The following is a 26,166-nucleotide window of genomic DNA, read 5'->3' as shown; positions in this document are numbered from 1 at the left end:
ATGCCGATACCGATCCTTACGGGATGGGACATCGGAGGGCTCGGTCGAAAGACCGGGCCCTTTTGCGTGGTGGCGGCTTCCCCGGCGGGGGCGAAGTGTCCTAGATGGGCGACGATGACGCTCGCTCGCCGCTCCGCTCGCCTATCATGATCACGCTGGGTCTCGGCACGGCGCTGGCCGCAGGCGCGATCCTTTCGCTGCTCGTCGTGGCGGGGGGCATCCTGTTGTTCCTCGGCCAGCGCGCACGCGGCGATGCTGTGGCGGCGATTGAGACCAGCGCGCATCTTCAGACGCTGCTTGACGGATCGCCAGCGATCGTCACCGTGATCCGCTCCGGCGGGCGGATCGAGATGACGCAGCGGATGGCGGATTGGCTGGGGCTGGATGTGGCCCCGCGCTCGATCGCCGAACTTGCGACGGGCGGGACGGGGCTGTCCGCCGACGACGCAGCGCGGCTGATTGCGGATATCACTGCGGCGCAGCGCGCGGGGCGGACGTTCGTGCGATCGGTGCGGCTGGTCGGCTCGACCCGGGCGATCACGTTTCGCGGTGGCCGTGCGCCCGGCGAGATGGGTGCGGCGGGGGCGGTTTTGCTATGGGCGTTCGATGCGACCGACAGCGAGGCGGAGATCGCCCGACTCAGCGCCGAAACCACGCGGCTGGGATCGGCGTATGACTCGCTGACCGGGCTCATCGAGGCGGCGCCGATGCCGATGTGGTACCGCGCCAACGATCTGCGTCTGACGATGGTCAACACCGCCTATGTCGATGCGGTCGAGGGGCGCGATGCCGCCGATGTCGTTGCGCGCGGGCTGGAGCTGGTCGAGGGGTCGGGCCGCGGCGGGCCGCTTGCCGGGGCGGCGGTCGCGCGCGAACAGGGCCGGCCGCATCAGCAGGTCCTGCCGGCGACGATCGACGGCGCGCGGCGCTCGTTGCAGATCTACGACGTGCCGCTGCCGAGCGGCGGCGTGGCCGGGTTCGCGATCGATATCGAAGAGCTGGAGCAGGCGCGGTCGGGGGCGAAGCGCTTCGCCGAAGCGCAGCGCGCGATGCTCGACCGGCTCTCTGCGGGCGTTGCGCAGTTCGGCGGCGATCGGTCGCTCGTGTTCTGCAACCAGCCGTTCCGGCGGATGTTCGCCATGCGCAGCGAATGGCTCGCCGATCGCCCCGAATTCGACCGCGTGCTCGAGCGGATGCGCGAGGCCAACCGGCTGCCCGAGGTCCGCGATTTCCCGACCTGGAAGGCGGAACGGCACGACTGGTTCCTGCAGACCGGCGGATCGCAGAGCGGCCCGGTCGGCGGTGGCGCGATCGAGGAGAACTGGCATTTGCGCGGCGGCACGCATCTCCGCGTCGTCGCGCAGCCGCTCCCCGATGGCGGGCTGCTGCTGATCTTCGAAGATCGCACCGAGCAGGTCCAGCTCGCGAGCGCCCGCGACACGCTGTTGCGGGTGCGGACCGCGACGTTCGACAACCTCTTCGAGGCGCTCGGCGTGTTCGCGGCGGATGGCCGGTTGCAGGTCTGGAACAACCGGTTCCGTCTGTTGTGGGGTCTCGAGGAGGAATTCCTCGCTGCGCATCCGCGCGTTGATGCGTTCGCGGAGGCGGTCGGCGGCAAGCTCGCGACGCCGAGCCGTTCGGCGCTGATCCCCGATCTGGTCCGCTCGGCGACGGTCGAGCGGCAACAGCGCGGCGGTCGCGTGGCGTTTGCCGACGGGCGCCATTTCGAGTTCGCCGGCGTGCCGCTGCCCGATGGCAACGCGCTGTTCACGATGCTCGACATCACCGACAGCCGGCGCGCCGAGCAGGCGTTGCGCGACCGCGCCGATGCGCTGGAGGCCGCCGACAAGGTGAAGACTGCGTTCGTCGCCAATATGAGCTATGAACTGCGCACGCCGTTGACCTCGATCAGCGGGTTCGCGGAGATGCTGCATGGCGGCTATGCGGGCGAGATGACGCCGCAAGCCGTCGGGTATGTCGGCGCGATCCTCGAGTCTGTCGAGCGGCTCGGGCTGCTGGTCGACGACGTGCTCGACCTGACGCGCGCCGAGAGCGACCGCGACGAGACCGACCGCAGCGACGTCGATCTCGCCAACACCGTGCGCGCCGCGGCGGAGACGATCCTGCCGTCGGCAAAACGGCGCAAACTCGACTTCGCGGTCGAGGTCGCGCGGTCGACGGGGCGTGTCAACGGCAATCCGAAGCGGCTGAAGGAGGTTGTCGAGCATCTGTTGCGGCATGCGGTCGCGGCGACGCCGGATGGCGGGCGCGTGCTGTTGCATACCGACGGCAATGCGACGTCGGCGCGGATCGTGGTGTCGGACGACGGGGTCGGGATGGACGCCGAGGCGGTCGCGCATGCGTTTGACCGGTTTGCGGAGTCGAAGCCGATGGGGGATCGGGCGCTCGGGCTCGGACTGCCGTTGGCGAAACAGTTCGTCGAGGCGCATGGCGGGACGATCGAACTGGTGTCCGAGCCGGGGGCGGGGACGCTGATCACCGTAGAATTGCCGCGGCGATGATCGTTTTGAATCTGCTCCCTCTCCCCTCCGGGGAGAGGGTCGGGGTGAGGGGCTGCCAAGCAGCGCGTCGCCCGGAACAGCCCCTCACCCAACCCTCTCCCCGAGGGGGAGAGGGCTCATGCGCGTGATCCGACTACCCGACCCGCAAGCTACCGAAGCGTTCGGGGCCATGCTTGCCGACCTGGTCCGACCCGGCGACGTCATCACGCTTGTAGGCACACTGGGCGCGGGCAAGACCAGTGTCGCCCGCGGTCTCCTCGCCGCGCTCGGCCTCGCCAGCGAGGCGCCGTCGCCTAGCTTCGCCATCGTCCAGCCCTACGAGCCGCCCGAAGTGCGCTTCCCCGTACTCCACGTCGACCTCTACCGCATCGACGACCCCGCCGAGATCGAGGAACTCGCGCTCGACGATGCGCGCTACGATTCGCTGCTGCTCGTAGAATGGCCGGAGCGCGCGGGGCCCGATCACTGGCCGGATGCTCTTCGCTTGACCCTGACGATCGAGCCGGACGGCACGCACGGCTTGACAGTCGGAGTCCCGGAAGCTTGGAGGTCGCGATGGCCGACATGACCCCGCCGCCCGGCGCCGCCGCTTTTCTCGACGCTCATGGCTGGGGAGGCGCGCAAATACTCCCGGTCGCCGGCGACGCGTCGTTCCGACGCTATTTCCGCGCGATCGACGGTGCCGAAAAGGGGGGGCGTCAGGCTATCCTGATGGACGCGCCGCCGCCGCACGAGGACCCGCGCCCGTTCATCGCCATAGCCGAATGGCTCGTCGAACGCGACTTCGCGGCGCCGGCGATCCTGGCATGCGATCTCGACCAAGGGCTCGTTCTGATCGAGGATTTCGGCGACGATCGGCTGCGCGAAGCGGTCGACGCTTCACCGGACGAAGAACTGTCGCTGTATGCGCCGGCGATCGACCTGCTGGTGCGGTTGCGTGCCGAGCCGGCTGGGCCGGTCCCCCCCTATGATCGCGCGGTGCTGAAGCGCGAGGCGGGGCTGTTCGTCGAATGGTACTGCCCGGCGGTCGGAATCGAGGCAGATATTGCTGGGTGGGACGCGGCTTGGGAGTCGGTGTTCGACCACGCCATCGCCGAGACGCCGGTCACGGTACTGCGCGATTATCATGCCGAAAACCTGATGCTCGTCGGGCCGGAGCGATCGCTCGGCCTGCTCGATTTCCAGGACGCCTTGGCGGGGCATCCAGCGTATGACCTCGTGTCGCTGTTGCAGGATGCGCGGCGGACGGTCGATCCGGCGGTCGAGGCGGCGATGCTGGCGCGATATCGCGCGGCGGCAGACGCGGGAGAAGACTTCATGAACGCGTATCACGTGCTCGGCGCGCAGCGGAATGCGAAGATCCTCGGCATCTTCACGCGGCTTTGGAAGCGCGACGGCAAGCCGCATTATGCGACGATGTGTCCCCGCGTGTGGACGTATCTGGAGCGCGATCTGGCGCAGCCGGTCATGGCGCCGGTCGCGGCATGGTTCGCCGCGAATGTGCCGCCCGCGCTGCGCGGCGATCCGCTGGCCTTGAGCGCGTGAGCCGCCAGCAGACGATCCGGCCTGTCCCGCGCGGGATCGTGCCCGAGACGGCGATGGTGATGGCGGCGGGCCTGGGCAAGCGCATGCGGCCGCTGACCGCGACGCGACCCAAGCCGCTGGTCAAGGTCGCGGGCAAGCCGTTGATCGACCACGTGTTCGAGCGGTTACAGGCCGCCGGGATCAAGCGCGCGGTCGTCAACGTGCATTACCTCGCGGATACGCTGGAGGCGCACGTCACCGACCGGTTCGACGGGATCGACGTGGTGATTTCCGACGAGCGGAAGATGCTGATGGAGACGGGCGGCGGGCTCGTCCAGGCGCGGCATCTGCTCGGCAACGCGCCGGTGCTGGTGGTCAACAGCGACAACCTGTGGATCGACGGGCCGGTCGACGCGATCAGGTTGCTCGCGTCGCGCTGGGATGACGCCAAGATGGACGCGCTGCTGCTGATGGTGCCGCTCGCGCGCGCCAACAATCACGGCGGGATGGGTGACTTCTATCTCGGCAGCGACGGGCGGATCGTCGGCCGCCGCAAGCCGGGCCGGGTCGCGCCGTTCGCCTATACCGGCATCCAGATCCTCCACCCGCGGTTGATCGCCGACTGGCCGGAGGGACCGTTCTCGACCAACATCTTCTGGGACCGCGCGATCGCCGCCGAGCGCGCCTATGGTCAGGTCCACCAGGGACTGTGGTTCGACGTCGGCACGCCCGCCGCGATCCCGAAGACCGAGGCGATCCTCGCGGATGGCTGACGTCGCCGCGGCGGATCGCCCGACGCTCTACACGATCCCCGCGCACCGGGCGTTTGCGGATGCGCTGGTCGCCGGCCTGACCCGGCGGGCCGGGCGCGATCCGCTGGCGCTCGCCCGCGCGCTGGTCGTGTTGCCGAACAACCGCGCGGTGAAGGCGGTCACCGAGGCGTTCGTGCGTGCGAGTGGCGGCGGGCTTGTCTTGCCGCGACTGGTGGCGCTGGGCGATCCGGAGATGGGCGAGGCGGTTGGCGCCGCGCTCGATCCGGCGGACGACATCGATCCGCCGCTGCCCGCGGTCCCGCCCTATCAGCGGCGCATGATCCTCGCGCGACTGGTGTCCGAAGAGCGCGCGCGTGAAGGCCATCCGGTCGATGCAGCGGAGGCCGTGCGGCTCGCGGGGGAACTTGCGCGGACGCTCGATCAGTTGCTGGTCGAGGAAGTGCCACCGACCCGGTTGCGCGATATCGAGCTTGGGCCCGAGCTGACCGAGCATTGGCGGCGCGCGCTGGCAACGTTCGAGATCGTCCTGCAACGCTGGCCGGGCGAACTCGCGCGGCTGGAGCGGATCGACGCAGCGACCCGCCGCTCGGCGTTGCTCGACCGGCTCGCCCAGCGCTGGCGGAACGCGCCACCCGCCGGGATCGTCTGCGCGGCGGGCGTGACCGACTCCGCGCCTGCCGTCGCGCGGCTACTCCGGTGCATCGCCGACATGCCGCAGGGAATGGTCGTGTTCGCCGGCCTCGATCTTGCGTTGCCGGACGAGGAATGGGACGTGCTAGGCCCGCATGATCCGAACCCGGTGACCGGGCTCACGCGACGGTCGATCGAGACGCATCCGCAGTTCGATGCCAAGCTGATGCTTCTGCGCATGGGCGTCGCCCGTGGCGAGGTGCAGACATGGCGCGAAGGTGGCGGGCATGACGCCGACCCCGCGCGCGGCCGGGCGATCGCCAACGCGCTGGCGCCCGCGGATTTTACCGGCAAATGGACGCAGATCGCAGCGGAGGATCGCCGGTTGAAGGGCGTGACCGCCGCCGAACTCGCGACCCCGGCAGAGGAAGCGCAGGCGATCGCTCTCGTCCTCCGCGAGGCGTTGGAAGTGCCCGAAAGGACCGCCGCTCTCGTCACGCCGGATCGCGCTCTGGCGCGGAGGGTAGCGGCGCATCTCGGGCGCTGGGACATCGGCATCGACGACAGCGCGGGGCGACCCTTGTCGATCCTGCCACCGGGTACGTTGCTGCTCGCGTTGGCCGAAGCGGCGGCGCAGCGCTTCTCGCCGCTCGCATTGCTGGCGTTGCTGAAGCACCCGCTGGTGCGGGCGGGCGACGATCGTTTGCTATGGCTCGACGGCGCACGCGCGCTCGACCGGCGGTTGCGCGGGCCAAGGCCGGCGGCGGGGCTCGACGGAATCGCCGGACATCTGGAGGAGCGCAAAGGCACGGCGGCAAATTGGTGGACCGATGTCCAGCCGCTCCTAACGCCGCTGGCGAACGCGTTCGATCAGGGGCCGCAGCCCTTGGCGTCGGTGCTCGCGTGCCTGCGCGAGACGGCGCAGACCTTGTGCGGCGACAATCTCTGGTCGGGGCTAGCCGGGCGTGCGTCAGCGGAGTTCCTCGCCGATCTGGAAGCCGAAGCACCTGCCGGACCGCCGCGGATCGATCCGCGCGAGCTGCCTCAGCTGTTGCGCACGTTGCTCGACGAAGTGGCGGTGCGGCCGGCGCCGGGCGGCCACCCACGGCTCGCGATCTACGGCCTGATCGAAGCGCGGCTGCAGACCGCCGACGTCATGGTGCTCGGCGGGCTGAACGAAGGCGTATGGCCGGGGCGGCCTGCGCCCGATCCCTGGCTGGCGCCACGCATCCGCATGGAGCTAGGGCTGCCGGGGCTGGAGCGGCGTGTCGGCACGGCGGCGCATGATTTTGCGCAGGCGTTAGGCGCACCTCGCGCGGTCGTCACGCGAGCGCGGCGGGACGCGAAGTCGCCGGCTTTGGCCTCGCGTCTCTGGTTGCGGTTGCAGGCACTCGCGGGCGATCGGTTCGAGCGGGCTTCGGCGCTGGAAGGCTGGACGCGAGCGCTAGACGATCCGGGCGAGCATTTGCCCGCAGACCGTCCCGCCCCGTCGCCGCCCGCGCTGCTGCGTCCGAAAGCTATTTCCGTCACCGAGGTCGATCGCCTCAAGGCCGACCCCTACGCCTTCTACGCACGCCGCGTGCTCGGGCTGATGCCGCTCGATCCGGTCGATGCCGACCCCAGCGCAGCATGGCGCGGAACCGCCGTGCACGACATTCTCGAACAATGGTGGAAGCAGGACAACTGCACCGTCGACACGCTGCGCCAGCGCGCGAAGGCGATGCTCGGCGACGAGCGGACGCATCCGATGATGCGTGCCCTCTGGCAACCGCGGTTGCTGGAGGCGATCGACTGGATCGCCGGCGCCATAGTCGCGCAAGGCGAAGACGGCCGCACGGTCGCCAGCGCCGAGGGCAAGGGCAAGATCGAGATCGCCGGCGTGACGCTATCGGGGCGGTACGACCGCATCGACAAGCTCCCCGACGGGCGCCTCGCGGTGATCGACTACAAGACCGGCAAGCCCCCTTCGCCTACCGCCGTCCGTGCGGGCTACAGCCTGCAACTCGGCCTGCTCGGGCTGATCGCCGAGCGTGGCGGTTTCGAAGACGTCCGCGGCACCGCAGGCGCGTTCGAATATTGGTCGCTCGGCAAGAAGCGCGACGCGTTTGGCTATATCGAGAGCCCGGTCGATCCCGAGGGCAAGCGCGACAAGATCCCGACCGCCGAATTCACGTCAATCGCCGCGCACAACTTCACCGAAGTCGTCGGCGAATGGCTGACCGGCAGCGCCGCGTTCACCGCGAAACTCGTCCCCGAATACGCCCCCTATGCCGAGTATGACCAGCTGATGCGACGCGACGAATGGTATGGCCGTGAGCGGTGACGCACTCGCCACGCTCCCCCGGCTGAGGGGCGCGCAGGCCGATGCCAGCAACCCGTCGTCGCACGTCTGGCTGTCCGCGTCGGCCGGCACCGGCAAGACACAGGTGTTGGCGGCACGCGTGTTCCGCCTCCTCCTGCGCGGCGTCGATCCCGGCGCGATCCTGTGCCTGACCTTCACCAAGGCGGGCGCGGCCGAGATGGCGCAGCGGATCAACGGCAGGCTCGCGGCATGGGTACGCATGCCCGCGCCGGCGCTGGCGGCGGACCTGATCGCGCTCGGCGAGAGCCCGGTCCAGACTCTGCAGGACCGTGCACGCACGTTGTTCGCCAAGGTGCTCGATGCGCCGGGCGGGGGGCTCCGCATCCAGACGATCCACGGCTTCTGCCAGGGATTGCTGGCAGCATTCCCGGTCGAGGCCGGGCTGACGCCGGGCTTCCGGCCGCTGGAGGCGCGCGAAGAGGCGGGGCTCGCACGCGAGGCACTGGCGTCGATGCTGTCGGATGCCGAGCGCGAAGGCCGCGAACGTCCGGTGGAGATCGTCGGCCGCCTGTCGCTGCGAATGGGCGAGGGCGGGGCGGAGGCGTTCCTGCTCGCCTGCGCCCGTGCGCTGCCGGCGCTTGAAGCACTCCCGGTCGGGATCCAGCCATGGCTTCGACGCGAACTCGGCCTGCCCTCCGGCGATATCGACGAGGCGATCGCCGAATGGTGTGACGCGCTCGACCTCGACGCGATCGCGCGCATTGCCGCGGCGAACCGCGCGTGGGGGACGGCCACCGGGCAAGCCGCGGCGGCGACCGTGCAGCGGTGGCTCGACTCCGAGGATCGCGCGGCGACGCTGGACGAACTCGCCAGCGTCGTGCTGACCGGCACGGGCACGCAGCGCAAAGCCTCGAAGAAACTGATCGATGCCGAGCCCGATTACGAAGTGCTCGCGCGCGATCTGGGTGAGGCGTGCACCGACGTGCTGTCGATGGTCCAGCGCGCGACCTATTGCGACCTGCTCGCCGACGGGCTGGAGGTCGGGCGCGATTATGCGCGCGGCTATGCGTTGGCCAAGCGGCGCGCGGGGGCAGTCGATTTCGACGACCTGATCGCGACGACGGTGGCGCTGCTCGACCAGCCGGGGATCGGCGAATGGGTGCGCTACAAGCTCGACCAGGCGACCGAACATCTGCTGATCGACGAGGCGCAGGATACCAACGGGCATCAGTGGCGGATCGTCCGCGCGCTAGCCGACGAGTTCTTCGTCGGCCGCGGCATCTATGCGCCGTCGACGCGGACGCTGTTCACGGTCGGCGACTACAAACAGGCGATCTTCGGGTTCCAGGGCACCGATCCGCTCAATTTCCAGGCAGCCGAGCAATATTTCGGCGGTCGTGCGAGCGAGGCGGAAGGCGACGACGACTGGCCAGAGGAGGAGCGTGGACTCCCCCTGGCGCGGCTGTCGCTACGCCACTCGTTCCGATCGACCCGCACCCTGCTGGAGTTCGTCGACGCGGCGATCGATGCGATCGGTGAGCCGGGGCTCGGCATTGCGGGCGAAGTCGAACAGCATGCCAGCGAGGTCGCCGGCCCCGGCACCGTGACCTTGTGGCCGCCGGTCTCGGCTGGCGGTAGCGAGGACGACGAAGAAGGCTGGGTCGACGACGCGGTGCGCAAACTCGCCAGCGACATCGCGCGCGCGGTCAAGGGCTGGCTCGCGCCCGACACGGGGCTCATGCTGGAGAGCAAGGGGCGGCGGTTGCGGCCCGAGGACGTCATGATCCTGGTGAAGCGACGCGGCGATCTCGCCTCGCTGATCGTCGCGCGGCTCTATCCCGAGGGCGTGCCGGTGGCGGGCGTCGATCGCCTGCGGCTGAACGCGCCGCTCGCAGTGCAGGATCTGCTCGCGACGATCCGCTTCGTGTTGCAGCCCGAGGACGACCTGTCCGTCGCGGCGCTGCTCGTGTCGCCGCTGATCGGCTGGACGCAGGACGAATTGATGGCCGCCGCCCCGCGCGAGGCCGGGCCGCTGTGGCGCCACCTGCAACGCACGCAACCCACCACGCGGCTCGCCCCGTTGCTGGCGATGCTTGCGCGAGCCGACATCGCCACGCCGTACCAGTTCCTGGAGGAGTTGCTGTCGGGCCCGCTCGATGGCCGGCGCAAACTGATCCGGCGGCTGGGGACAGAGGCACGCGATCCGATCGAGGAACTGCTCAACGCCGCGCTGACGTTCGAGAGTACGACGACGCCGTCGTTGCAGCGTTTCCTCGACTGGTTCGACCGCGGCGACGTCGAGATCGTCCGCGATCCGTCTGCGCCGCTCGACGCGGTGCGGGTGATGACCGCACATGGCGCGAAGGGGTTGCAGGCGCCTCTGGTGATCCTCGCGGATGCGACGGCGGACCCGTCGGCGGCACCGCGCTCGATCCTGAAATGGGCGCCCGAGCCGGGGGCAGCGCCGATCCCTGTGTTCCGGCCGCGGTCGAGCGAGCGTGGCGGACCGCTGGATGCTGTCGTGTCGGCGGCCGAGCAGCGCGAACTGGAGGAGCATTGGCGGCTGTTCTACGTCGCCGCCACGCGCGCGGAAGAGCGGCTGGTGATCGCCGGTGCGCTCGGGCCGCGTGCGAAGGGCGTGCCGCCGGAGAACAGCTGGTACGCTGCGGCCGATCGGGCGCTGACGGCGCTTGAGGTCCCGATGGGTGAGGGCGCGCGGACGTTCGCCGGGGTCGAGCCTCAGCCTGCGGTGATCGCCAAGGCTTCGGCTTCGGTCGAGATTGCGGCTAACGCGCAGCTGCCGGCTTGGGCGCACGAACCCGCACCGCAAGAAGCGCGTCCGCCTCGTCCGCTGTCGCCGTCTGCGCTAGGTGACGACGCGGTGTCCGATCCACCGCCGACGCCGGCGATGCGCGTCGCGGCGGAGCGGGGGCGGCTGATCCATGCGCTGTTCGAGCGTCTGCCGGCGGTTGCTGCCACCGACCGCACGACGGCAGCCGATCGCTGGCTGGCAAAAGCAGGCGGCGTCGACGATGTCGCAGCACGGTCCGAAATCGTGCGGAGCGTGGTCGCCGTGCTCGACGATCCGCGCTTTGCCGAGCTTTTCAGCGCGGATACGTTGGCCGAAGCACCGATCGCCGCGACCCTCGCGAACGGCATGGTCGTGTCGGGAACGGTCGATCGCCTGTTGATTGAGCCCGACCGCATCCGCGTCGTCGACTTCAAGACCGGTCGGCGCGCACCGCGCGGCCTCGACGACGTCCCGGAATATCATCTGAAGCAGATGGCGGCCTATGCCGAAGCCTTGGCCGTGATCTTTCCGGGTCGGTCGGTCGAGGCGGCCTTGCTGTACACGGCGGGACCGCGGTTGATCGTGCTGAACGACGAAACGCTGGCCGCGAACAAGCCGCACTATCGGCCCACGGAGCAAAGCTAGCGCCCCGGTGGTTGAGCGCACACGCGAGCGACCTTAGATACGTCTCAACCAAGGAGAATTCACGATGGCGACCAAGCAGATCACCGATGCCAGCTTCGATGCGGACGTACTGAACGCCGACGGCCCCGTGCTCGTCGACTTCTGGGCGGAATGGTGCGGCCCGTGCAAGATGATCGGGCCGTCGCTCGAGGAGATTTCGGAAGAACTCGGCGAGAAGGTGACGATCGCCAAGCTCAACATCGACGAGAACCCCGACGCGCCGGGCAAGTACGGCGTCCGCGGCATCCCGACGATGATCCTGTTCAAGGGCGGCGCGCCGGCGGCAACCAAGGTCGGCGCTGAGCCGAAAGGCCGGCTGAAGGCTTGGCTCGAAGGCGAGCTGGCCTGATGCAATACCCGCCTGATTGCGCTAGATCATCGGCATGACGATGATGGGGCACAATCGGGCGAGCGCGTCCCCCTCAAAGCGAGGGGGCAGCATGTACGCGATCGTGTTCGATCTGGACGTTTCGATGCTGGAGCAGATGTATCCCAATCCGTCATGGCGAAACGCGTACCGCGATGTCGGAGATATTCTAAATAAGTGCGGTTTCGAGCGACAACAGGGCTCGACCTTTTTCGGGAACGAGAACATCTCAGCGGTCGACTGCGTGCTCGCCGTGCAGGAACTGAACCGCACCTATTCGTGGTTCAGCCCTGCGGTGAGCGATATCCGGATGTTGCGGATCGAAGAGAATAACGATCTGTCGCCCGCGTTGCGGTGATTTAGCTGCGATAGTCGGCGTTGATCGAGATGTAACCGTGCGTGAGATCGCAGGTCCAAACCGTGGCGCGGCCTTCGCCCAGCGCCAGATCGACGCCGATTTCGATCTCGTGGCCCTTGAGATGCGCAGCGACCGGCGCCTCGTCGTAGCCGCTCAGCGCCAAGCCACCCTCGGCAACCTGCGTATTCCCGAACCGGATCGAGAGCGTGTCGCGATCGGCTGGTTCGCCCGCCTTGCCGACCGCCATGACCACGCGGCCCCAATTGGCGTCCTCGCCGGCGATGGCGGTCTTCACCAGCGGCGAGTTGGCGATGCTCATCGCGATGCGGTGTGCGCTACGGTCGCTGTCCGCGCCGGTCACCTGGATCTCGATCAGCTTCTGCGCGCCCTCGCCGTCCCGAACCACGAGCATGGCGAGTTGATGGCACAGGTCCGCCAGCGCCGCGCGGAAGGCGTCCGCCCCCACGCTGTCATCGTCCGCCAGCGCGACGTTACCAGCCTTGCCCGTCGCGAACGCCAGCACCGTGTCGCTGGTCGAGGTGTCGCTGTCGACGGTGATGCACGAGAAGCTCGGTGCGTTTGCCTTGGACAGCGCGGCCTGCAGGAATTCCGGCTCGACCGCGGCGTCGGTGAAGATGAAGCCGAGCATCGTCGCCATGTCCGGCGCGATCATCCCCGAACCCTTGATGATCCCGACGAGGCTCACGGTGCGATCCCCGATCACCGCGGTCGTCACAGCGCCCTTGGTGAAGGTGTCGGTCGTCATGATCGTCGCCGCGGCATCCTCCCACCCGCACGGCGCGGCGGCGAACGCGGCGTCGAGCCCTGCCTCGGCCTTGTCGATCGGCAACGGGACGCCGATTACGCCCGTCGAGGACACGAACACGTCCGAAGGCTGGCACCCCAGATGCGCCGCCGTCCGCGCCGCGATCGCCTCGACCGCCGCCCGCCCACGCGAACCGGTGAACGCGTTCGAATTGCCCGCGTTCACGACCAGCGCCCGCGCCTGACCAAGCGTCAGCGCCGCACGACACCACTCCACCTCGGGCGACGGGCATTTGCTCGTCGTGAGCACGCCCGCTACCACCGTCCCCGGATCGAGCGTCACGAACGTCAGGTCGCACCGATCCCAGGTCTTGTACTGCGCCCGCGCGACATGCAGCGCGACTCCGTCGATCGAAGGGGCGGCGGGGAAGGGCACGGCGAGGGGCGAGGTCTGCATGACGCCTTAATAGTCGCTGCCGGGCGGGCGACAAGACGACGTTCGCGAAGATCGCCCAGGCGGACTCTCCTCCGCCGCGTCCGCCGGGTGCTCTGTTGAGACGAACGGTAGATTTATCGCGCAGGCTCGAATACAGCCGGTCCCGCATGAACCTGCTGCTACTCCTCTCTGCCCTGCTCTCTGCGCTGACCGGCGCGGCGCCGGGTATGCGTGGGCAGTCCGCCCAAGCCGTGGTGCAAGGCAACGTCTGCTCGCAGTCGATAGCAGCAACGCCGGCCAAGGTCTTGATAAGGCCCGTAGCTGGCGTTCCAGCGCTGCCCCAGGTCGCGGTCGCTACCACGCTCCGCACGATTGCCGTGGTCTCGCTACCGCTATGGGCAGAGCGCCGCCGCGAATAGCGTCTAGGTGTGACCTTATCGTAACCTTTGGATCCAAGCGATCCGCTTCCGCGTGCGCCCACCGTGTGCCGCCGCGTCTCAAATTCAGGAAATCAGCCCATGTTCGGTGGCCTCGCCAAATCCTTGTTCGGTTCGTCCAACGACCGCTACGTCAAGTCGCTCAACCCGATCCTCGCCAAGATCGCCTCGTTCGAGCCCTCGCTCCAGGCGATGTCGGACGAGGAGCTTTCCGCGCAGACCGTCAAGTTTCGTGCGCGGCTCGTAGAGGGCGAGAAGCTCGACGACCTGCTCCCCGAGGCGTTCGCGACCGTCCGTGAAGCGGCGCACCGCGTGCTCGGCCAGCGCCATTACGACGTGCAGATGGTCGGCGGCATCGTCCTTCACCGCGGCGAGATCGCCGAGATGCGCACCGGCGAGGGCAAGACGCTCGTCGCCACGCTCGCGACCTATCTCAATGCGCTGCCGGGAGACGGCGTCCACGTCGTCACCGTCAACGACTACCTCGCCGCGCGCGACGCGGAGTGGATGGGGCAGGTCTACACCTTCCTCGGCATGACGATTGGCGTCATCATCCCGAACCTGTCGGACGAGGAGCGCCGCGCCGCGTACGCCGCGGACATCACCTACGGGACCAATAACGAGTTCGGCTTCGACTATCTCCGCGACAACATGAAGTACGAGCGCAGCGCGATGACGCAGCGGGCGTTCAACTTCGCGGTGGTCGACGAGGTCGATTCGGTGCTGATCGACGAAGCGCGGACGCCGCTGATCATCTCCGGCCCGACCGACGACAAGTCCGAGCTGTACATGCAGGTCGACGCGGTCGTGAAGCAGCTCGATCCGATCGATTACGACAAGGACGAGAAGCAGAAGACGATCATCCTCACCGAGGACGGCACCGAGAAGGTCGAGCGGATGCTGGAGGCGGCCGGGTTGCTCGAGGGGCAGAACCTGTACGACTTCGAGAACACGCAGGTCGTGCATCACCTCAACCAGGCACTGCGTGCGATCGTGATGTTCAAGTCGGACATCGACTACATCGTCAAGGACGGCAAGGTCATCATCATCGACGAGTTCACGGGTCGCATGATGGACGGCCGGCGCTGGTCGGACGGCCTGCATCAGGCGGTCGAGGCGAAGGAGGGCGTCCAGATCGAGCCCGAGAACCAGACGATGGCCTCGATCACGTTCCAGAATTACTTCCGCATGTACCCCAAGATCGGCGGCATGACCGGCACCGCGGCGACCGAGGCGGCCGAGTTCTACGACATCTACAAGATCAACGTCGTCAGCATCCCGACCAACGTTGAGGTCAAGCGCGTCGACGAGGAAGACGAGTTCTACAAGGATACCAAGGACAAGTTCGCGGCGATCGCCAAGAAGATCAAGCATCACGCCGACCTCGGCCAGCCGGTGTTGGTCGGCACGGTGTCGATCGAGAAGTCCGAGATGCTGAGCGAGTTCCTGGTTGGCGAGAACGTCGATCACAAGGTGCTTAATGCGCGCTTCCACGAGATGGAGGCGCACATCGTCGCGCAGGCCGGACGTAAGTCCGCAGTGACGATCGCGACCAACATGGCGGGCCGCGGCACCGACATCAAACTCGGCGGCAACCTGGAGTTCCGCATGCTCGACGAGCATCCCGAGCTCGTCGAGGGCACGCCCGAATATGACGAGGCGGCGGCGCGGATCACGATCGAGATCGAGGCGGAGAAACAGGCGGTGCTCGCCGCGGGCGGCCTGTTCGTGCTCGGCACCGAGCGGCACGAGAGCCGGCGTATCGACAACCAGCTGCGCGGGCGCTCGGGTCGTCAGGGCGATCCGGGTCTGTCGCGCTTCTATCTCAGCCTCGACGACGATCTGCTGCGGATCTTCGGGCCGGACACGCTGTTCGCCAAGATGATGCGCAACAATATCGAGGACGGCGAGGCGATCGGCAGCAAGTGGCTGAGCAAGGCGATCGAGACCGCGCAGAAGAAGGTCGAGGCGCGCAACTACGACATCCGCAAGCAGGTCGTCGAGTATGACGACGTGATGAACGAGCAGCGCAAGGTCATCTACGAGCAGCGCGCAGACATCATGGATGCCGATACGGTCGGCGATGTGGTGACCGACATGCGCGCGGAGACGGTCAACGTGATCGTCGGCGATGCGTGCCCGCCCAACTCGTATCCCGAGCAGTGGGATGTTGCCGGCATGAAGACGCGGCTTGCCGAGGTGATGAACCTCGAGCCGCAGATCGACGCGTGGTTGCTGGAGGAGTCGGTCGACCCCGAGGTGATCGAGGAGCGTGTCCGCGCGATGGCGGACGAGGCGATCGCGCAGAAGTCGGCGGATCTCGATGCAGAGACCTGGACGTCGGTCGAGAAGTCGATCCTGTTGCAGAACCTCGACCATCACTGGAAGGAGCATCTGGCGACGCTCGATGCGCTGCGTCAGGTCGTCCATCTGCGCGCGTATGCGCAGAAGACGCCGATCAACGAGTATAAGCAGGAGGCGTTTTCGCTGTTCCAGCGGATGCTCGAGACGATCCGCGAGGACGTGACCAAGACGATCGCGCATGCGCAGTTCCAGATGCAGGCGCCGGTCGGGCTGCCCGAGCTGCCGGACTTCATCACGACGCATTTCGATCCGTTCACGGGGGAGGACAACTCGAACGACTTCGATGCGGGGACGCGTGGCCACATCACGTCGATGATGCCGCCGTTGCAGATCCCGCAGCCGCAGGAGGCCGATATCGGCGAGGATCCTGCGAACTGGGAGGGCGTGGTCAGCCGCAATGCGCCGTGCCCTTGTGGGTCGGGGCGCAAGTACAAGCAGTGCCACGGGGCTGTCTGAAAGATCATCACTGGATCGGTCTACCACCCCGGCGGAGGCCGGGGCCCAATTGGTGAGGTCGGAGTAACGGAGCGCATCCGCAGTTAGCAACGTCCCCCAATTGGGCCCCGGCCTCCGCCGGGGTGGGGCGGGATGATACGGCCGCCTTCGTTCTCCCGCGAAGGCGGGAGAACAGGCTACCGGTGATGGCCTATGGGACTCCTGGACCCCCGCCTTCCCGGGGGAACGGCAACCCCCGGGGAAAGGGACACGGAGCAACCCTTCCGACCGATCGTTAGGACCCCATGCGCCAAGCCACCACGATCCTAACCATCGACACCACCCGCCAAGGCCTCGTCGACGTCACCGACAAGATCGACCGCTGGACCCGGGACCAACGTCTCTCCGAAGGCCTGCTGACGGTATTCTGCCGCCACACCTCCGCCTCGCTCCTCATCCAGGAAAACGCGGCGTCGGAAGTCCGCACCGATCTAGAAGCCTATTTCGCCCGCATAGCTCCCGAATCGCGTGAGTATCTCCACGACGACGAAGGCCCGGACGATATGCCGGCGCACCTCCGCACCGCGCTCACCCAGGTCCAACTCTCGATCCCGCTGATCGACGGCCGACTCGCGGTCGGCACATGGCAGGGCATCTACTTGTTCGAACACCGCCGTCGCCCGCATCGTCGCACGCTCGCGCTGCATGTCATTGGCGAGTAACGCGGATCATGAAAAATGAGTCAGTATGGTGGCGCATTGGAGCGATCCCGTTCATCAACCGTTCCACCATTGACGGCTAATAAGCGGCGTTTCGCCGCATTCGCCGCGAACGGAGACGACACCATGTTCAAGACACCGGGTCGCAAGGTCGCATTCGCAGCGCTCGCAACGGGCGCGCTGCTGCTGGCCGGATGCGCGACCGAGACCGCTTATCGCCCCGCGACGGGGCAGGGGTTCAACCGCACCGGCTATAGCGACCGCCAGGTCGAGCCCGGTCGCTTCCTCGTCAGCTTCGCCGGTAACAGCGTCACGTCGCGCGATACCGTCGAGCGGTACCTCTTCTTCCGTGCCGCCGAGCTGACGTTGCAGAACGGCTATGATTACTACCTGATGGCCGACCGTGACACCAACCTTCAGTCGCGTACCTATACGACGCCGGGTCTTGGCGGAGGGTTCGGGTATGGCGGCTTCGGCGGTTACTGGGGTCCGTCGTGGCGCTATTACGGCCGCGGCTTCGGCTGGCGTAACTGGAGCCCCTATGGCGGCTTCGGTGGTGGTTTCGGCGGCGGCTATGGCGGTTTTGGTGGTGGCCCATGGGGCAATGACTTCGATGTCCGCACGATCGATCGCTATGAGGCGACCGCGGAGATCGTGATGCGCAAGGGCCCGATCCCGCGCGACAACATCCGCGCGTTCGATGCGCGGAAGGTTGTGGACAGCATTGGACCGAGTGTCGTGCTGCCCAAGTAAGCTTAGGCTTTTCGAAACGGTAAAAAGGCCGGGCTACCTCAGGGTAGTCCGGCCTTTTTATTACGCTGCTCCCTCTCCCCGGAGGGGAGAGGGCTAAGACGTTACCCGGCGGCCTTCGCCAGCCCCTTCGACAGTTGCAGCGCCCCATGCAGCCGCGCCTTCGGATCGCCCCACGCACGTTGCAGCACCAGCTTGCTGTCCGGCCGCAACCGCGCGACGCCGTTCAACCGCTCGACATAGGCCAGCAGCTTGTCGATGTTCGGCGGCTTGTCGTCGTGGAACGAGACCAGCACGCCCTTCGGCCCGACGTCGATCTTCGACACGCACGCGCGCTTCGCGTTCAGCTTGATCTCGATGACCTTGATCAAATTCTCGGTCGCATCCGGCAGAGGCCCGAAGCGATCGATCATCTCGGCGGCGAACGCCTCGATCTCCTGGCCCTCGTCGAGATCGTTGAGGCGGCGATAAAGCCCCATCCGCAGGTCGAGATCGGGCACGTAATCCTCGGGGATGAGGATCGGCGCATCGACTGTGATCTGGGGGCTGAAATCGCGCGGACGCGACGAGGTCATGCCGCCGGCTTTGGCGTCCATGATAGCCTCCTCCAGCATCGCCTGGTAGAGTTCGAAGCCGACCTCCTTGATATGCCCGGTCTGCTCATCGCCGAGCATATTGCCGGCGCCGCGGATATCCAGATCGTGGCTGGCAAGCTGGAAGCCGGCGCCCAGCGAATCGAGATCGGACAGCACCTTCAGGCGCTTCTCGGCCGTCACCGTCATCTGTCGTTCGGGCGGTGTCACCAGATACGCATAGGCGCGCGTTTTCGACCGGCCAACGCGCCCGCGCAGCTGATAGAGCTGGGCAAGGCCGAAGCGGTCGGCGCGGTGGACGATCATCGTGTTGGCGGACGCGATGTCGATCCCGCTCTCGATGATCGTGGTCGAGACGAGCACTTCGAACTTCTTGTCGTAGAACGCCGACATGCGTTCCTCGACCTCGGTCGGCGACATCTGGCCGTGCGCGACGACGAAGCGGATTTCGGGCACCTGTTCGCGCAGGAAATCCTCGATCTCGGGCAGGTCCGCGACTCTTGGCGTGACGACGAAGCTCTGCCCGCCGCGGTAATGCTCGCGCAGCAGCGCCTCGCGCAGCACGACCGGGTCGAACGGCATGATGTACGTCCGCACGGCGAGGCGATCGACCGGCGGGGTCTGGATCACCGACAGCTCGCGAATGCCCGACATCGCCATCTGCAGCGTGCGCGGGATCGGGGTCGCGGTCAGCGTCAGCATGTGGACGTCCGCCCTGAGCGCCTTCAGCCGCTCCTTGTGCGTCACGCCGAAGCGCTGCTCCTCGTCGACCACGACCAGCCCGAGGCGCTTGAAGTCGATGTTCTTCGCGAGCAGCGCATGCGTGCCGATGACGACGTCGATCGTGCCGTTCGCCAGCCCCTCCTTGGTCGCCTTGGCCTCGCTCGCGGTGACGAGTCGCGAGAGGCGACCCATGTTCATCGGGAAGCCTTCGAAGCGGGCAACGAAGTTGTTGTAATGCTGGCGTGCGAGCAGCGTCGTCGGGCAGACGATCGCGACCTGCTTGCCGCCCATCGCCGCGACGAACGCAGCGCGCAACGCGACCTCGGTCTTGCCGAAGCCGACGTCGCCGACCACCAACCGGTCCATCGGTTTGCCCGCGGCGAGATCGCCGAGCACGTCCTCGATCGCGCGGTCCTGGTCCTCGGTTTCCTCGTACGGGAAGCGGTCGACGAAGCTCGGATAGCCGCTCGCATCGGGTTCGAGTACGTCGCCCGGATGCAGCGCGCGTTCGGCGGCGGTCGCGATGAGTTCGCCGGCGATCTCGCGGATCCGCTCCTTCATCTTCGATTTCCGGCGCTGCCAGCCTTCGCCGCCGAGACGGTCGAGCGTCGCGCCTTCCTCCGACGAGCCGTAGCGCGAAAGAACGTCGATATTCTCGACCGGCACGTACAGCTTGTCGCCGCCGGCATAGCTCAGCGCGACACAATCATGCGGGCTCTGGCCAACCGGGATCGAGGTCAGGCCCTCATACCGCCCGATGCCGTGCTCGGTGTGGACGACGAGGTCGCCCGGCGTCAGAGTCGCGAGTTCGGCGAGGAATGCGTCGGCGGACTTCTTGCGCTTCTTGCGGTGGACGAGGCGGTCACCGAGCATGTCCTGCTCGGTGAGGACCGCGATCCCCGGCGCGGTGAAGCCGTGATCGAGTGGCAGGACGATCAGCGCGACGCCGAAGCTGCGCGCGGTATCCGCGATCCCGAGCGCCTCCTGCCAGGTCTCGGCGTGCTTACCTCCCTTCATGCCGTGGTCGGCGAGCAGGCTCCCCAGGCGTTCGCGCGCACCGATCGAGTAGCTGGCGAGGATCGGTTTCCGCCCCTGTTTCCGGAGCTTCTCGACGTGATCAGCGACGGCTTCGTAGATGTTCGCCTGCGCGGCGCGCTCGGGGCCGAAATCGCGCGGGCCATCGACGTCGAAGTCGAGGACGGTGTCGCTCGACGGTTCGTGGAACGGCGAGGTGATGTGCGCCGCGAACGCCTCGACCCCGCCGGTCGATTCCTGCGCGTCGAGATACAGCGCCTTGGCGGGCATCGGCCGGTAGCTGCCGGGCTGAGCCGCCTCGGCGCGCTTGCGGTTCTCGTAATAGTCGGCGATCGATTCGAGTCGGCTCTCGACCGCCGCGGCGACGCCGTTGTCGCGCACCACCACGTCGTCGGCGCCGAGATGGTCGAACAGCGTCGCCATCTTCTCCTCGAACAGCGGCAGCCAATGCTCCATGCCTGCGATCCGCCGGCCTTCGGAGATTGCCTGGTACATCGGATCGCCCGTCGCGGTCGCGCCGAACGCGTCGCGGTAGCGGGTGCGGAAGCGCTTGATCGAGTCCTCGTCGAGCAGCGCCTCGGACGCCGGCAGCAGGACGAAGCCGTCGATCCGGCCGGTGGTGCGCTGGTCCGCTGCGTCGAACGTGCGGACGCTCTCGATCTCGTCGCCGAAGAAATCGAGGCGGAGTGCGTGGTCTTCGCCCGACGGGTAGAGATCGACGATCCCGCCGCGGACCGCATATTCGCCCTGGTCGTGGACGGTGTCGGTGCGGACATAGCCGTTCGCCTGGAGCAGCATTGCGAGCTTGTCACGACCGATCCGTTCGCCGGGGGCTAGACGTGCGACGAGCTGGCGGATGCGGAACGGGGTGAGGACACGCTGCGTCGCGGCGTTGGCGGTGGTCAGCAGGAGCTGTGGGCCCTTGGGCTTGCCCTGGAGTCGTTGGAGCGCGGCGACACGCTCGGCCATGATGCGGAGCGTGGGTGAGGCGCGGTCGTAGGGGAGGCAGTCCCAGGCCGGGAAGCTCAGCACCTCGAGATCGGGCGCAAAATATGCTGCGGTCGAGGCCACCGCGCGCATCGCCGCATCGTCCGGCGCGATGAACACTGCGCGCGTCTTCGCGGCGCGCGCGAGGTCTGCGAGCAGCGACGGCTGGAAGCCGGACGGTACGCCGGAGAGGATCAGCGGGCTAGTCGCGGAGAGGATCGTCTTGAGGTCTGGCATTCGAACTCCCCCCTCCCTGGAAGGGAGGGGCTGGGGGTGGGTTGGTCTGGGGCAGGTGTCACGACCGCCAAGCGGCCGACCCACCCCCAACCCCTCCCTTCCAGGGAGGGGCGCAGACGCGTTACTTCACGACCGTCACGTAATTGATGTCGCGCATCGCCTGCATCATAGGGCCATCCCACTCCGGCGGGCACACGATCGAGCCGATCGCCCAGCCCATTATGTCGACGTCCTGCTCCTCCAGCAACGCCTCGAACCAGTCGAGCTCTTCCGGCGTCCACGTTCTTCCATAGGTCGCGAAGAAGCCGCCGATCATCATGTCGGCTTCGCGCGTGCCGCGGTGCGAGCTCCGAAAGCCCAGGCGCTTGAGGCGGGTCTCGTGGTCCATCGTATCTCCAACGGGGATAGGCCGGCGACCGCTGGCGGCGGGCGTCGGCTAGGCTATAGAGGCCAGATAGTCATGCGACCCGAAATCCTCAATCCGCTGTTCGCCGAAACCCTCGTCCTGAAAGGAGTGGGGCCCGCGCTCGCCAAGCCGCTCGACCGGCTCGGGCTCGCGCGCGTCGTCGACGTCGCCTTCCATCTGCCGACCGGCTACGTCGATCGCCTGCCACGCACAGAGCTCATGTCGAGCGATGCCGGGCGGATCATCACGATCACGCTCACCCCGCGCGACTACAGGATCAGTGCGGGGCGGGGGCCTACGCGGGTGCAGGCGACCGACGAGCTCGGCAACTACGTCAGCCTCGTGTTCTTCGGCGGCAGTTCGGGCTGGGCGAAGAAACTTCTCCCGATCGGCGAGGCCAAGCGGATATCTGGCCGGCTCGACGAATACGGCCAGGAATTGCAGATCGTCCATCCGGACATCGTCGAGCCGGACGAGGAACTGCGCGAGCGCGAGCCGATCTATCCGCTATCGGAAGGCCTCACGTCGCGGCGGCTGGCGGCGCTGACCACGCAGGCGGTCGCGCGCGCGCCGGACCTGCCCGAGTGGATCGAACCTGGGCTGAAAGCGAAACGCGAATGGCCGGGCTGGCGCGAGTCGCTGGCGCGCATCCACGCCGACCCGTCGGACGCCAAGGCGCGCGAGCGGCTGGCGTATGACGAGGTGTTCGCAAACCAGTTGGCGATGACGATCGTCCGCGCCGATACCCGCAAGCGCCGAGGCCGTGCGTTGCAGGGCGACGGCCGGCTGCGCGATATGCTCAAGCTCCCCTACACGCTGACCGGCGCGCAATCGCGGACGGTCGGCGAGATCGAGGGCGACCTCGCGCAGACCGCGCCAATGCTGCGGCTGCTGCAAGGCGATGTCGGCTCGGGCAAGACGCTGGTCGCGGCGATGGCGATGCTGATCGCGGTCGAGGCGGGCGCACAGGCCGCGATGCTCGCGCCGACCGAAATCCTCGCGCGCCAGCATTACGAGACGCTCCGGAAAACGCTCGCCGGTCTGCCGATCGAGGTCGGCGTGCTCACCGGTCGCGACAAGGGCCGCGTTCGCGAGGCGACGCTGATGGCGCTGGGGAACGGCGAGATCGACATCCTCGTCGGCACGCACGCGATCTTCCAGGATGCGGTCGGCTACAAGGACCTCGGCCTCGTGGTGGTCGACGAACAGCACCGCTTCGGCGTCGCGCAGCGGATGACGTTGCAGGCCAAGGGCGTCGCGCCGCCGCATTTGCTCGCGATGACCGCGACGCCGATCCCGCGCACGCTGACGCTCGCGCAGTACGGCGAAATGGACGTCAGCCGTCTCGACGAGATGCCGCCGGGTCGCCAGCCGATCGAGACGCGCGTGATCTCCGAAGACCGGCTCGACGACGTGGTCAACGCGCTCGGCCGGCATCTGGCGGATGGCGGGCAGGCCTATTGGGTGTGCCCGCTGGTCGAGGAAAGCGAGAAGAGCGACCTCGCCGCCGCCGAAATGCGCGCGGAGGTGTTGCGCGCGCGGTTCGGCGAGAAGGTCGCGCTCGTCCACGGCCGCATGAAGCCCGCGGAGAAGGACGCGGTGATGGCCGAGTTCTCCGCCGCGCGCACGTCGGTCCTCGTCGCGACGACCGTGATCGAGGTCGGCGTCGACGTGCCCAACGCGACGCTGATCGTGATCGAGCACGCCGACCGCTTCGGTCTCGCGCAACTCCATCAGCTCCGCGGGCGGGTAGGGCGCGGCACCGGTCGATCGATCTGCCTGCTGATGCGTGGGTCGTCGCTCAGCGAAACATCCCGCGCGCGCCTCGCCCTCATGCGCGAGACCAACGACGGCTTCCGCATCGCCGAAGAGGATCTACGGCTCCGCGGCGCGGGCGAATTGCTCGGCACGAAGCAATCCGGCGAGATGGCGTTCCGGCTCGCGACCCCCGACATGATGGCCGACCTGCTGCAATGCGCGCACGACGACGCGCGGCTGCTGATCGATCGCGACGGTGGGTTGGAGGGACCGAGGGGGCAGGCGGCGCGGACGGCGCTCTATCTGTTCGATCGCGATGCGGGCGTCGCGCTGCTGCGATCGGGGTAAGAGCTGTTGCTTTCGTCCGCGCAGGACGACACGGGGGACGCATGCCAGCACTTTTCCCGATCCTCATTGTCCTGCTCGCCGGCGTCGGGCTGGCGGTCCAGCCGCCGACCAACGCCGCGCTGGCAAAGGCGTCAGGCTCGGTCTGGCTGGCGTCGCTCGTGTCATTCGCGATGGGCACCGCGATCCTGTTCGCGATCTGGGCGGCGGCCGATCGGACGATGCCGTCGGCTTTGAAGGGTGCACCTGTATGGGCGTGGCTCGGCGGGCTTTACGGTGCGTGCTTCGTCGCGGCGCTGGCCTATGCGTCACCGCGGCTTGGGCTCGCATCCGCATTGACGATCGCGGTCGGGAGCCAGTTGGTGACCGCGCTGGTGCTCGACCGGTTCGGTCTGCTTGGGCTCAGCGCGCAGCCGATCAGCCTCATGCGGGTTGGGGGCGTCGTGCTGGTGATCGGCGGCGTGCTGCTCGTCCGCGCCGGCTGACGTCAGCTGTTGCGGACCATCACCGTGAGCATGCCGTAATAATCGGAGAGCGGGATCGTCCGTTCGAGTTCGCAGCCGATCCGCCCACCTAGCGACCAGCGCACGATCGCATCGACTCCGCCCAGGATCGGCAGGGCGATACGCAGGCGGTCGCCAGCCTCGGGCGACCCCTCGCACCGCGCCATCAGGCCGTTCGCGGACATGTTGACCAGTACCAGCTTCATTTTGCGGCCGTCGCCGTCGATCGCATGCGTGCGGTGCATTACCTCGTCGCGCGGTTCGCCGCGATGGTCTCGAACAGCCGTGGCATAGTTTGGCATCGGACGTCCCCCGTTTCGAAGATCACCGACTTAACCCATTTGCGGTGAAGCCGGTGCAAACGGGGATGCTTAATACCGTGTTTTCCGTAACATAAAGGCGCTGGTTACGAAGGGTTTAGCATCCCGTGTCGCTTCTTCCCAAGGCTCAGGCGCACCGGCGCCGCGACGTCGATCGAGGCGGTCGGCTCCTTCACGGCGTCACCGTCGACCCGCACCGCGCCCTCGGCGATCTTGCGCCGTGCTTCGCCGTTGGAGGCTACGAAGCCCAGACCAACGAGTGCCTCGACGATACCGATCGTGCCGCCGCTGACCGCAAAGGTCGGGAGCGAGTCGCCCGACGCGCCTTCCTCAAAGGTCTTCCGCGCAGTCTCGGCGGCCTGTTCGGCAGCATCGCGACCACGGCACATCGCGGTCGCTTCGTTGGCGAGGATGATCTTAGCGGCATTGATCTCCGCGCCTTCGAGCGCCTCGAGACGCGCGATCTCGTCGAGCGGGAGGTCGGTGAACAGCTTCAGGAAGCGGCCGACGTCGCGATCGTCGGTGTTGCGCCAGAACTGCCAGTAATCGAAGTGCGGCAGCTGGTCCTCGTGCAACCAGACCGCGCCCGACATCGTCTTGCCCATCTTGCCGCCATCCGCCGTGGTGATCAGCGGGGTGGTGACGCCGTAGACCTCGGTCGAGTCCATGCGACGTGCGAGTTCGATGCCATTGACGATGTTGCCCCATTGGTCCGAGCCGCCCATCTGCAACCGGCAGTCGGCGCGGCGCGACAGTTCGAGGAAGTCGTACGCCTGAAGGATCATGTAGTTGAATTCGAGGAAGCTCAGCGACTGTTCGCGGTCGAGGCGGAGCTTGACCGAGTCGAAGGCGAGCATCCGGTTGACCGAGAAATGCTGGCCGACATCGCGCAGGAACGGGATGTATTCGAGCGCATCGAGCCACTCGGCATTGTCGAGCATCACCGCGTCGGTGGGCCCCCCCACTTCACCCTCGGGCGCGAAGGTCAGGAAGCGTTCGAAGATGCGGCGGATCGAGGCGACGTTGGCCTTGATCCCGTCCTCGCCGAGCAGTTTGCGCGCTTCGTCCTTGAAGCTCGGGTCGCCGATCTTGCCGGTGCCGCCGCCCATCAGGACGATCGGCTTGTGCCCGGTCTGCTGGAGCCGGCGGAGCAGCATGATCTGCACCAAGCTGCCGACGTGGAGCGACGGCGCGGTCGGATCGAAGCCGATATAGCCGGGCACCACCTGTTTGCCGGCGAGCGCATCGAGCGCGGCCGCGTCGGTCATCTGGTGGACATAGCCGCGCGAGGTCAGCGTGGTGAGCAGGTCGGACTGGTAGGTCATGGCAGGGCGCTTAGGACAAAAGCTCGGTCAGGAAAACGGCGCGCACGAAACTTGTTTCCCCGCGAAGGCGGGGACCC

General features: G+C 67.4%; 19 protein-coding genes. 14 read left to right on the top strand and 5 right to left on the bottom strand.

What is annotated here, in order from left to right; all coding sequences use genetic code 11:
- The first annotated feature begins 146 nt into the window (after nucleotides 1-146).
- The 8 genes from C8J43_RS12960 to C8J43_RS12925 all read left to right on the top strand — a co-directional run bounded on the left by C8J43_RS12960 (nucleotide 147) and on the right by C8J43_RS12925 (nucleotide 11,951).
- On the top strand, nucleotides 147-2,522 hold the full coding sequence (locus C8J43_RS12960; protein ID WP_133031462.1) for a PAS domain-containing sensor histidine kinase: 2,376 nt from the start codon (nucleotides 147-149) through the stop codon (nucleotides 2,520-2,522).
- A 118-nt stretch (nucleotides 2,523-2,640) separates the two neighbouring features.
- Complete coding sequence (gene tsaE / locus C8J43_RS12955) at nucleotides 2,641-3,090, top strand: tRNA (adenosine(37)-N6)-threonylcarbamoyltransferase complex ATPase subunit type 1 TsaE (protein WP_133031237.1); 450 nt, start codon at nucleotides 2,641-2,643, stop codon at nucleotides 3,088-3,090.
- A complete protein-coding gene (locus tag C8J43_RS12950) occupies nucleotides 3,087-4,067 on the top strand; it encodes a phosphotransferase (RefSeq protein WP_207893403.1) in 981 nt (326 codons plus the stop codon). Before tsaE ends, C8J43_RS12950 begins: the two co-directional genes overlap by 4 nt.
- Nucleotides 4,064-4,819, top strand: a complete 756-nt coding sequence (locus tag C8J43_RS12945; protein ID WP_243645565.1) for a nucleotidyltransferase family protein — start codon at nucleotides 4,064-4,066, stop codon at nucleotides 4,817-4,819. Before C8J43_RS12950 ends, C8J43_RS12945 begins: the two co-directional genes overlap by 4 nt.
- A complete protein-coding gene (addB, locus tag C8J43_RS12940) occupies nucleotides 4,812-7,772 on the top strand; it encodes a double-strand break repair protein AddB (RefSeq protein WP_133031234.1) in 2,961 nt (986 codons plus the stop codon). The genes C8J43_RS12945 and addB overlap by 8 nt, the downstream gene beginning before the upstream one ends.
- Complete coding sequence (gene addA, locus C8J43_RS12935; protein ID WP_133031233.1) at nucleotides 7,762-11,187, top strand: double-strand break repair helicase AddA; 3,426 nt, start codon at nucleotides 7,762-7,764, stop codon at nucleotides 11,185-11,187. Before addB ends, addA begins: the two co-directional genes overlap by 11 nt.
- A 64-nt stretch (nucleotides 11,188-11,251) precedes the next feature.
- Nucleotides 11,252-11,575 (top strand): thioredoxin TrxA, encoded by a 324-nt coding sequence (gene trxA, locus C8J43_RS12930; RefSeq protein ID WP_055877560.1) that lies wholly within the window; start codon nucleotides 11,252-11,254, stop codon nucleotides 11,573-11,575.
- Between the two features lie 91 nt (nucleotides 11,576-11,666).
- On the top strand, nucleotides 11,667-11,951 hold the full coding sequence (locus C8J43_RS12925) for a virulence factor (protein WP_133031232.1): 285 nt from the start codon (nucleotides 11,667-11,669) through the stop codon (nucleotides 11,949-11,951).
- Nucleotide 11,952: 1 nt separating this feature from the next.
- Here C8J43_RS12925 and argJ read toward each other — a convergent pair whose 3' ends face one another.
- Entirely contained in the window at nucleotides 11,953-13,173 is a 1,221-nt protein-coding gene (argJ, locus tag C8J43_RS12920; protein ID WP_133031231.1) for a bifunctional glutamate N-acetyltransferase/amino-acid acetyltransferase ArgJ, read from the bottom strand.
- Nucleotides 13,174-13,319: 146 nt separating this feature from the next.
- Between argJ and C8J43_RS12915 the strand changes: the two genes are divergently transcribed.
- The 4 genes from C8J43_RS12915 (at nucleotide 13,320) to C8J43_RS12900 (ending at nucleotide 17,860) form a co-directional block, all read left to right on the top strand.
- Entirely contained in the window at nucleotides 13,320-13,571 is a 252-nt protein-coding gene (locus tag C8J43_RS12915; protein WP_133031230.1) for a hypothetical protein, read from the top strand.
- Between the two features lie 99 nt (nucleotides 13,572-13,670).
- Nucleotides 13,671-16,409 (top strand): preprotein translocase subunit SecA, encoded by a 2,739-nt coding sequence (gene secA, locus C8J43_RS12910; RefSeq protein WP_133031229.1) that lies wholly within the window; start codon nucleotides 13,671-13,673, stop codon nucleotides 16,407-16,409.
- Between the two features lie 284 nt (nucleotides 16,410-16,693).
- Nucleotides 16,694-17,110 carry a secondary thiamine-phosphate synthase enzyme YjbQ gene (locus tag C8J43_RS12905; protein WP_133031228.1) on the top strand — a complete coding sequence of 139 codons (417 nt, stop codon included), beginning with the start codon at nucleotides 16,694-16,696 and terminating at the stop codon, nucleotides 17,108-17,110.
- 123 nt (nucleotides 17,111-17,233) lie between these two features.
- Complete coding sequence (locus C8J43_RS12900; protein ID WP_056048678.1) at nucleotides 17,234-17,860, top strand: hypothetical protein; 627 nt, start codon at nucleotides 17,234-17,236, stop codon at nucleotides 17,858-17,860.
- Nucleotides 17,861-17,961: 101 nt separating this feature from the next.
- On the opposite strand, the gene mfd is transcribed toward C8J43_RS12900, so the two are convergent.
- Both mfd and C8J43_RS12890 read right to left on the bottom strand, forming a co-directional pair.
- Complete coding sequence (mfd, locus tag C8J43_RS12895) at nucleotides 17,962-21,432, bottom strand: transcription-repair coupling factor (protein WP_133031227.1); 3,471 nt, start codon at nucleotides 21,430-21,432, stop codon at nucleotides 17,962-17,964.
- Nucleotides 21,433-21,553: 121 nt separating this feature from the next.
- Nucleotides 21,554-21,820: a succinate dehydrogenase assembly factor 2 gene (locus C8J43_RS12890; RefSeq protein ID WP_056048683.1), complete on the bottom strand. Its 267-nt coding sequence runs from the start codon at nucleotides 21,818-21,820 to the stop codon at nucleotides 21,554-21,556.
- Between the two features lie 72 nt (nucleotides 21,821-21,892).
- Between C8J43_RS12890 and recG the strand changes: the two genes are divergently transcribed.
- Entirely contained in the window at nucleotides 21,893-23,944 is a 2,052-nt protein-coding gene (recG, locus tag C8J43_RS12885) for an ATP-dependent DNA helicase RecG (RefSeq protein WP_133031226.1), read from the top strand.
- 41 nt (nucleotides 23,945-23,985) lie between these two features.
- Nucleotides 23,986-24,426 carry a DMT family transporter gene (locus C8J43_RS12880; RefSeq protein WP_133031225.1) on the top strand — a complete coding sequence of 147 codons (441 nt, stop codon included), beginning with the start codon at nucleotides 23,986-23,988 and terminating at the stop codon, nucleotides 24,424-24,426.
- 2 nt (nucleotides 24,427-24,428) lie between these two features.
- Here C8J43_RS12880 and C8J43_RS12875 read toward each other — a convergent pair whose 3' ends face one another.
- The gene (locus tag C8J43_RS12875; protein WP_133031224.1) at nucleotides 24,429-24,746 is read right to left on the bottom strand and encodes a PilZ domain-containing protein; all 318 of its coding nucleotides are present in this window, start codon (nucleotides 24,744-24,746) and stop codon (nucleotides 24,429-24,431) included.
- Nucleotides 24,747-24,850: 104 nt separating this feature from the next.
- On the bottom strand, nucleotides 24,851-26,089 hold the full coding sequence (gene tyrS, locus C8J43_RS12870; protein WP_133031223.1) for a tyrosine--tRNA ligase: 1,239 nt from the start codon (nucleotides 26,087-26,089) through the stop codon (nucleotides 24,851-24,853).
- Between the last annotated feature and the right edge of the window lie 77 nt (nucleotides 26,090-26,166).

It is taken from the genome of Sphingomonas sp. PP-CE-1G-424, assembly GCF_004341085.1.
GTDB lineage: Bacteria > Pseudomonadota > Alphaproteobacteria > Sphingomonadales > Sphingomonadaceae > Sphingomonas.
The sequence above is the reverse complement of the archived record's forward strand: the minus strand, read 5'-3'. Positions and strand labels throughout refer to the sequence as shown.

Excerpts from the sequence above, each read along its gene's own strand:
- C8J43_RS12960 (WP_133031462.1), top strand. The coding sequence starts at position 147 with ATGATCACGCTGGGTCTCGGCACGGCGCTGGCCGCAGGCGCGATCCTT.
- tsaE (WP_133031237.1), top strand. The coding sequence starts at position 2,641 with ATGCGCGTGATCCGACTACCCGACCCGCAAGCTACCGAAGCGTTCGGG.
- C8J43_RS12950 (WP_207893403.1), top strand. The coding sequence starts at position 3,087 with ATGACCCCGCCGCCCGGCGCCGCCGCTTTTCTCGACGCTCATGGCTGG.
- addB (WP_133031234.1), top strand. The coding sequence starts at position 4,812 with ATGGCTGACGTCGCCGCGGCGGATCGCCCGACGCTCTACACGATCCCC.
- trxA (WP_055877560.1), top strand. The coding sequence starts at position 11,252 with ATGGCGACCAAGCAGATCACCGATGCCAGCTTCGATGCGGACGTACTG.
- C8J43_RS12925 (WP_133031232.1), top strand. The coding sequence starts at position 11,667 with ATGTACGCGATCGTGTTCGATCTGGACGTTTCGATGCTGGAGCAGATG.
- argJ (WP_133031231.1), bottom strand. The coding sequence starts at position 13,173 with ATGCAGACCTCGCCCCTCGCCGTGCCCTTCCCCGCCGCCCCTTCGATC.
- C8J43_RS12915 (WP_133031230.1), top strand. The coding sequence starts at position 13,320 with ATGAACCTGCTGCTACTCCTCTCTGCCCTGCTCTCTGCGCTGACCGGC.
- secA (WP_133031229.1), top strand. The coding sequence starts at position 13,671 with ATGTTCGGTGGCCTCGCCAAATCCTTGTTCGGTTCGTCCAACGACCGC.
- C8J43_RS12905 (WP_133031228.1), top strand. The coding sequence starts at position 16,694 with ATGCGCCAAGCCACCACGATCCTAACCATCGACACCACCCGCCAAGGC.
- C8J43_RS12900 (WP_056048678.1), top strand. The coding sequence starts at position 17,234 with ATGTTCAAGACACCGGGTCGCAAGGTCGCATTCGCAGCGCTCGCAACG.
- mfd (WP_133031227.1), bottom strand. The coding sequence starts at position 21,432 with ATGCCAGACCTCAAGACGATCCTCTCCGCGACTAGCCCGCTGATCCTC.
- C8J43_RS12890 (WP_056048683.1), bottom strand. The coding sequence starts at position 21,820 with ATGGACCACGAGACCCGCCTCAAGCGCCTGGGCTTTCGGAGCTCGCAC.
- recG (WP_133031226.1), top strand. The coding sequence starts at position 21,893 with ATGCGACCCGAAATCCTCAATCCGCTGTTCGCCGAAACCCTCGTCCTG.
- C8J43_RS12880 (WP_133031225.1), top strand. The coding sequence starts at position 23,986 with ATGCCAGCACTTTTCCCGATCCTCATTGTCCTGCTCGCCGGCGTCGGG.
- C8J43_RS12875 (WP_133031224.1), bottom strand. The coding sequence starts at position 24,746 with ATGCCAAACTATGCCACGGCTGTTCGAGACCATCGCGGCGAACCGCGC.
- tyrS (WP_133031223.1), bottom strand. The coding sequence starts at position 26,089 with ATGACCTACCAGTCCGACCTGCTCACCACGCTGACCTCGCGCGGCTAT.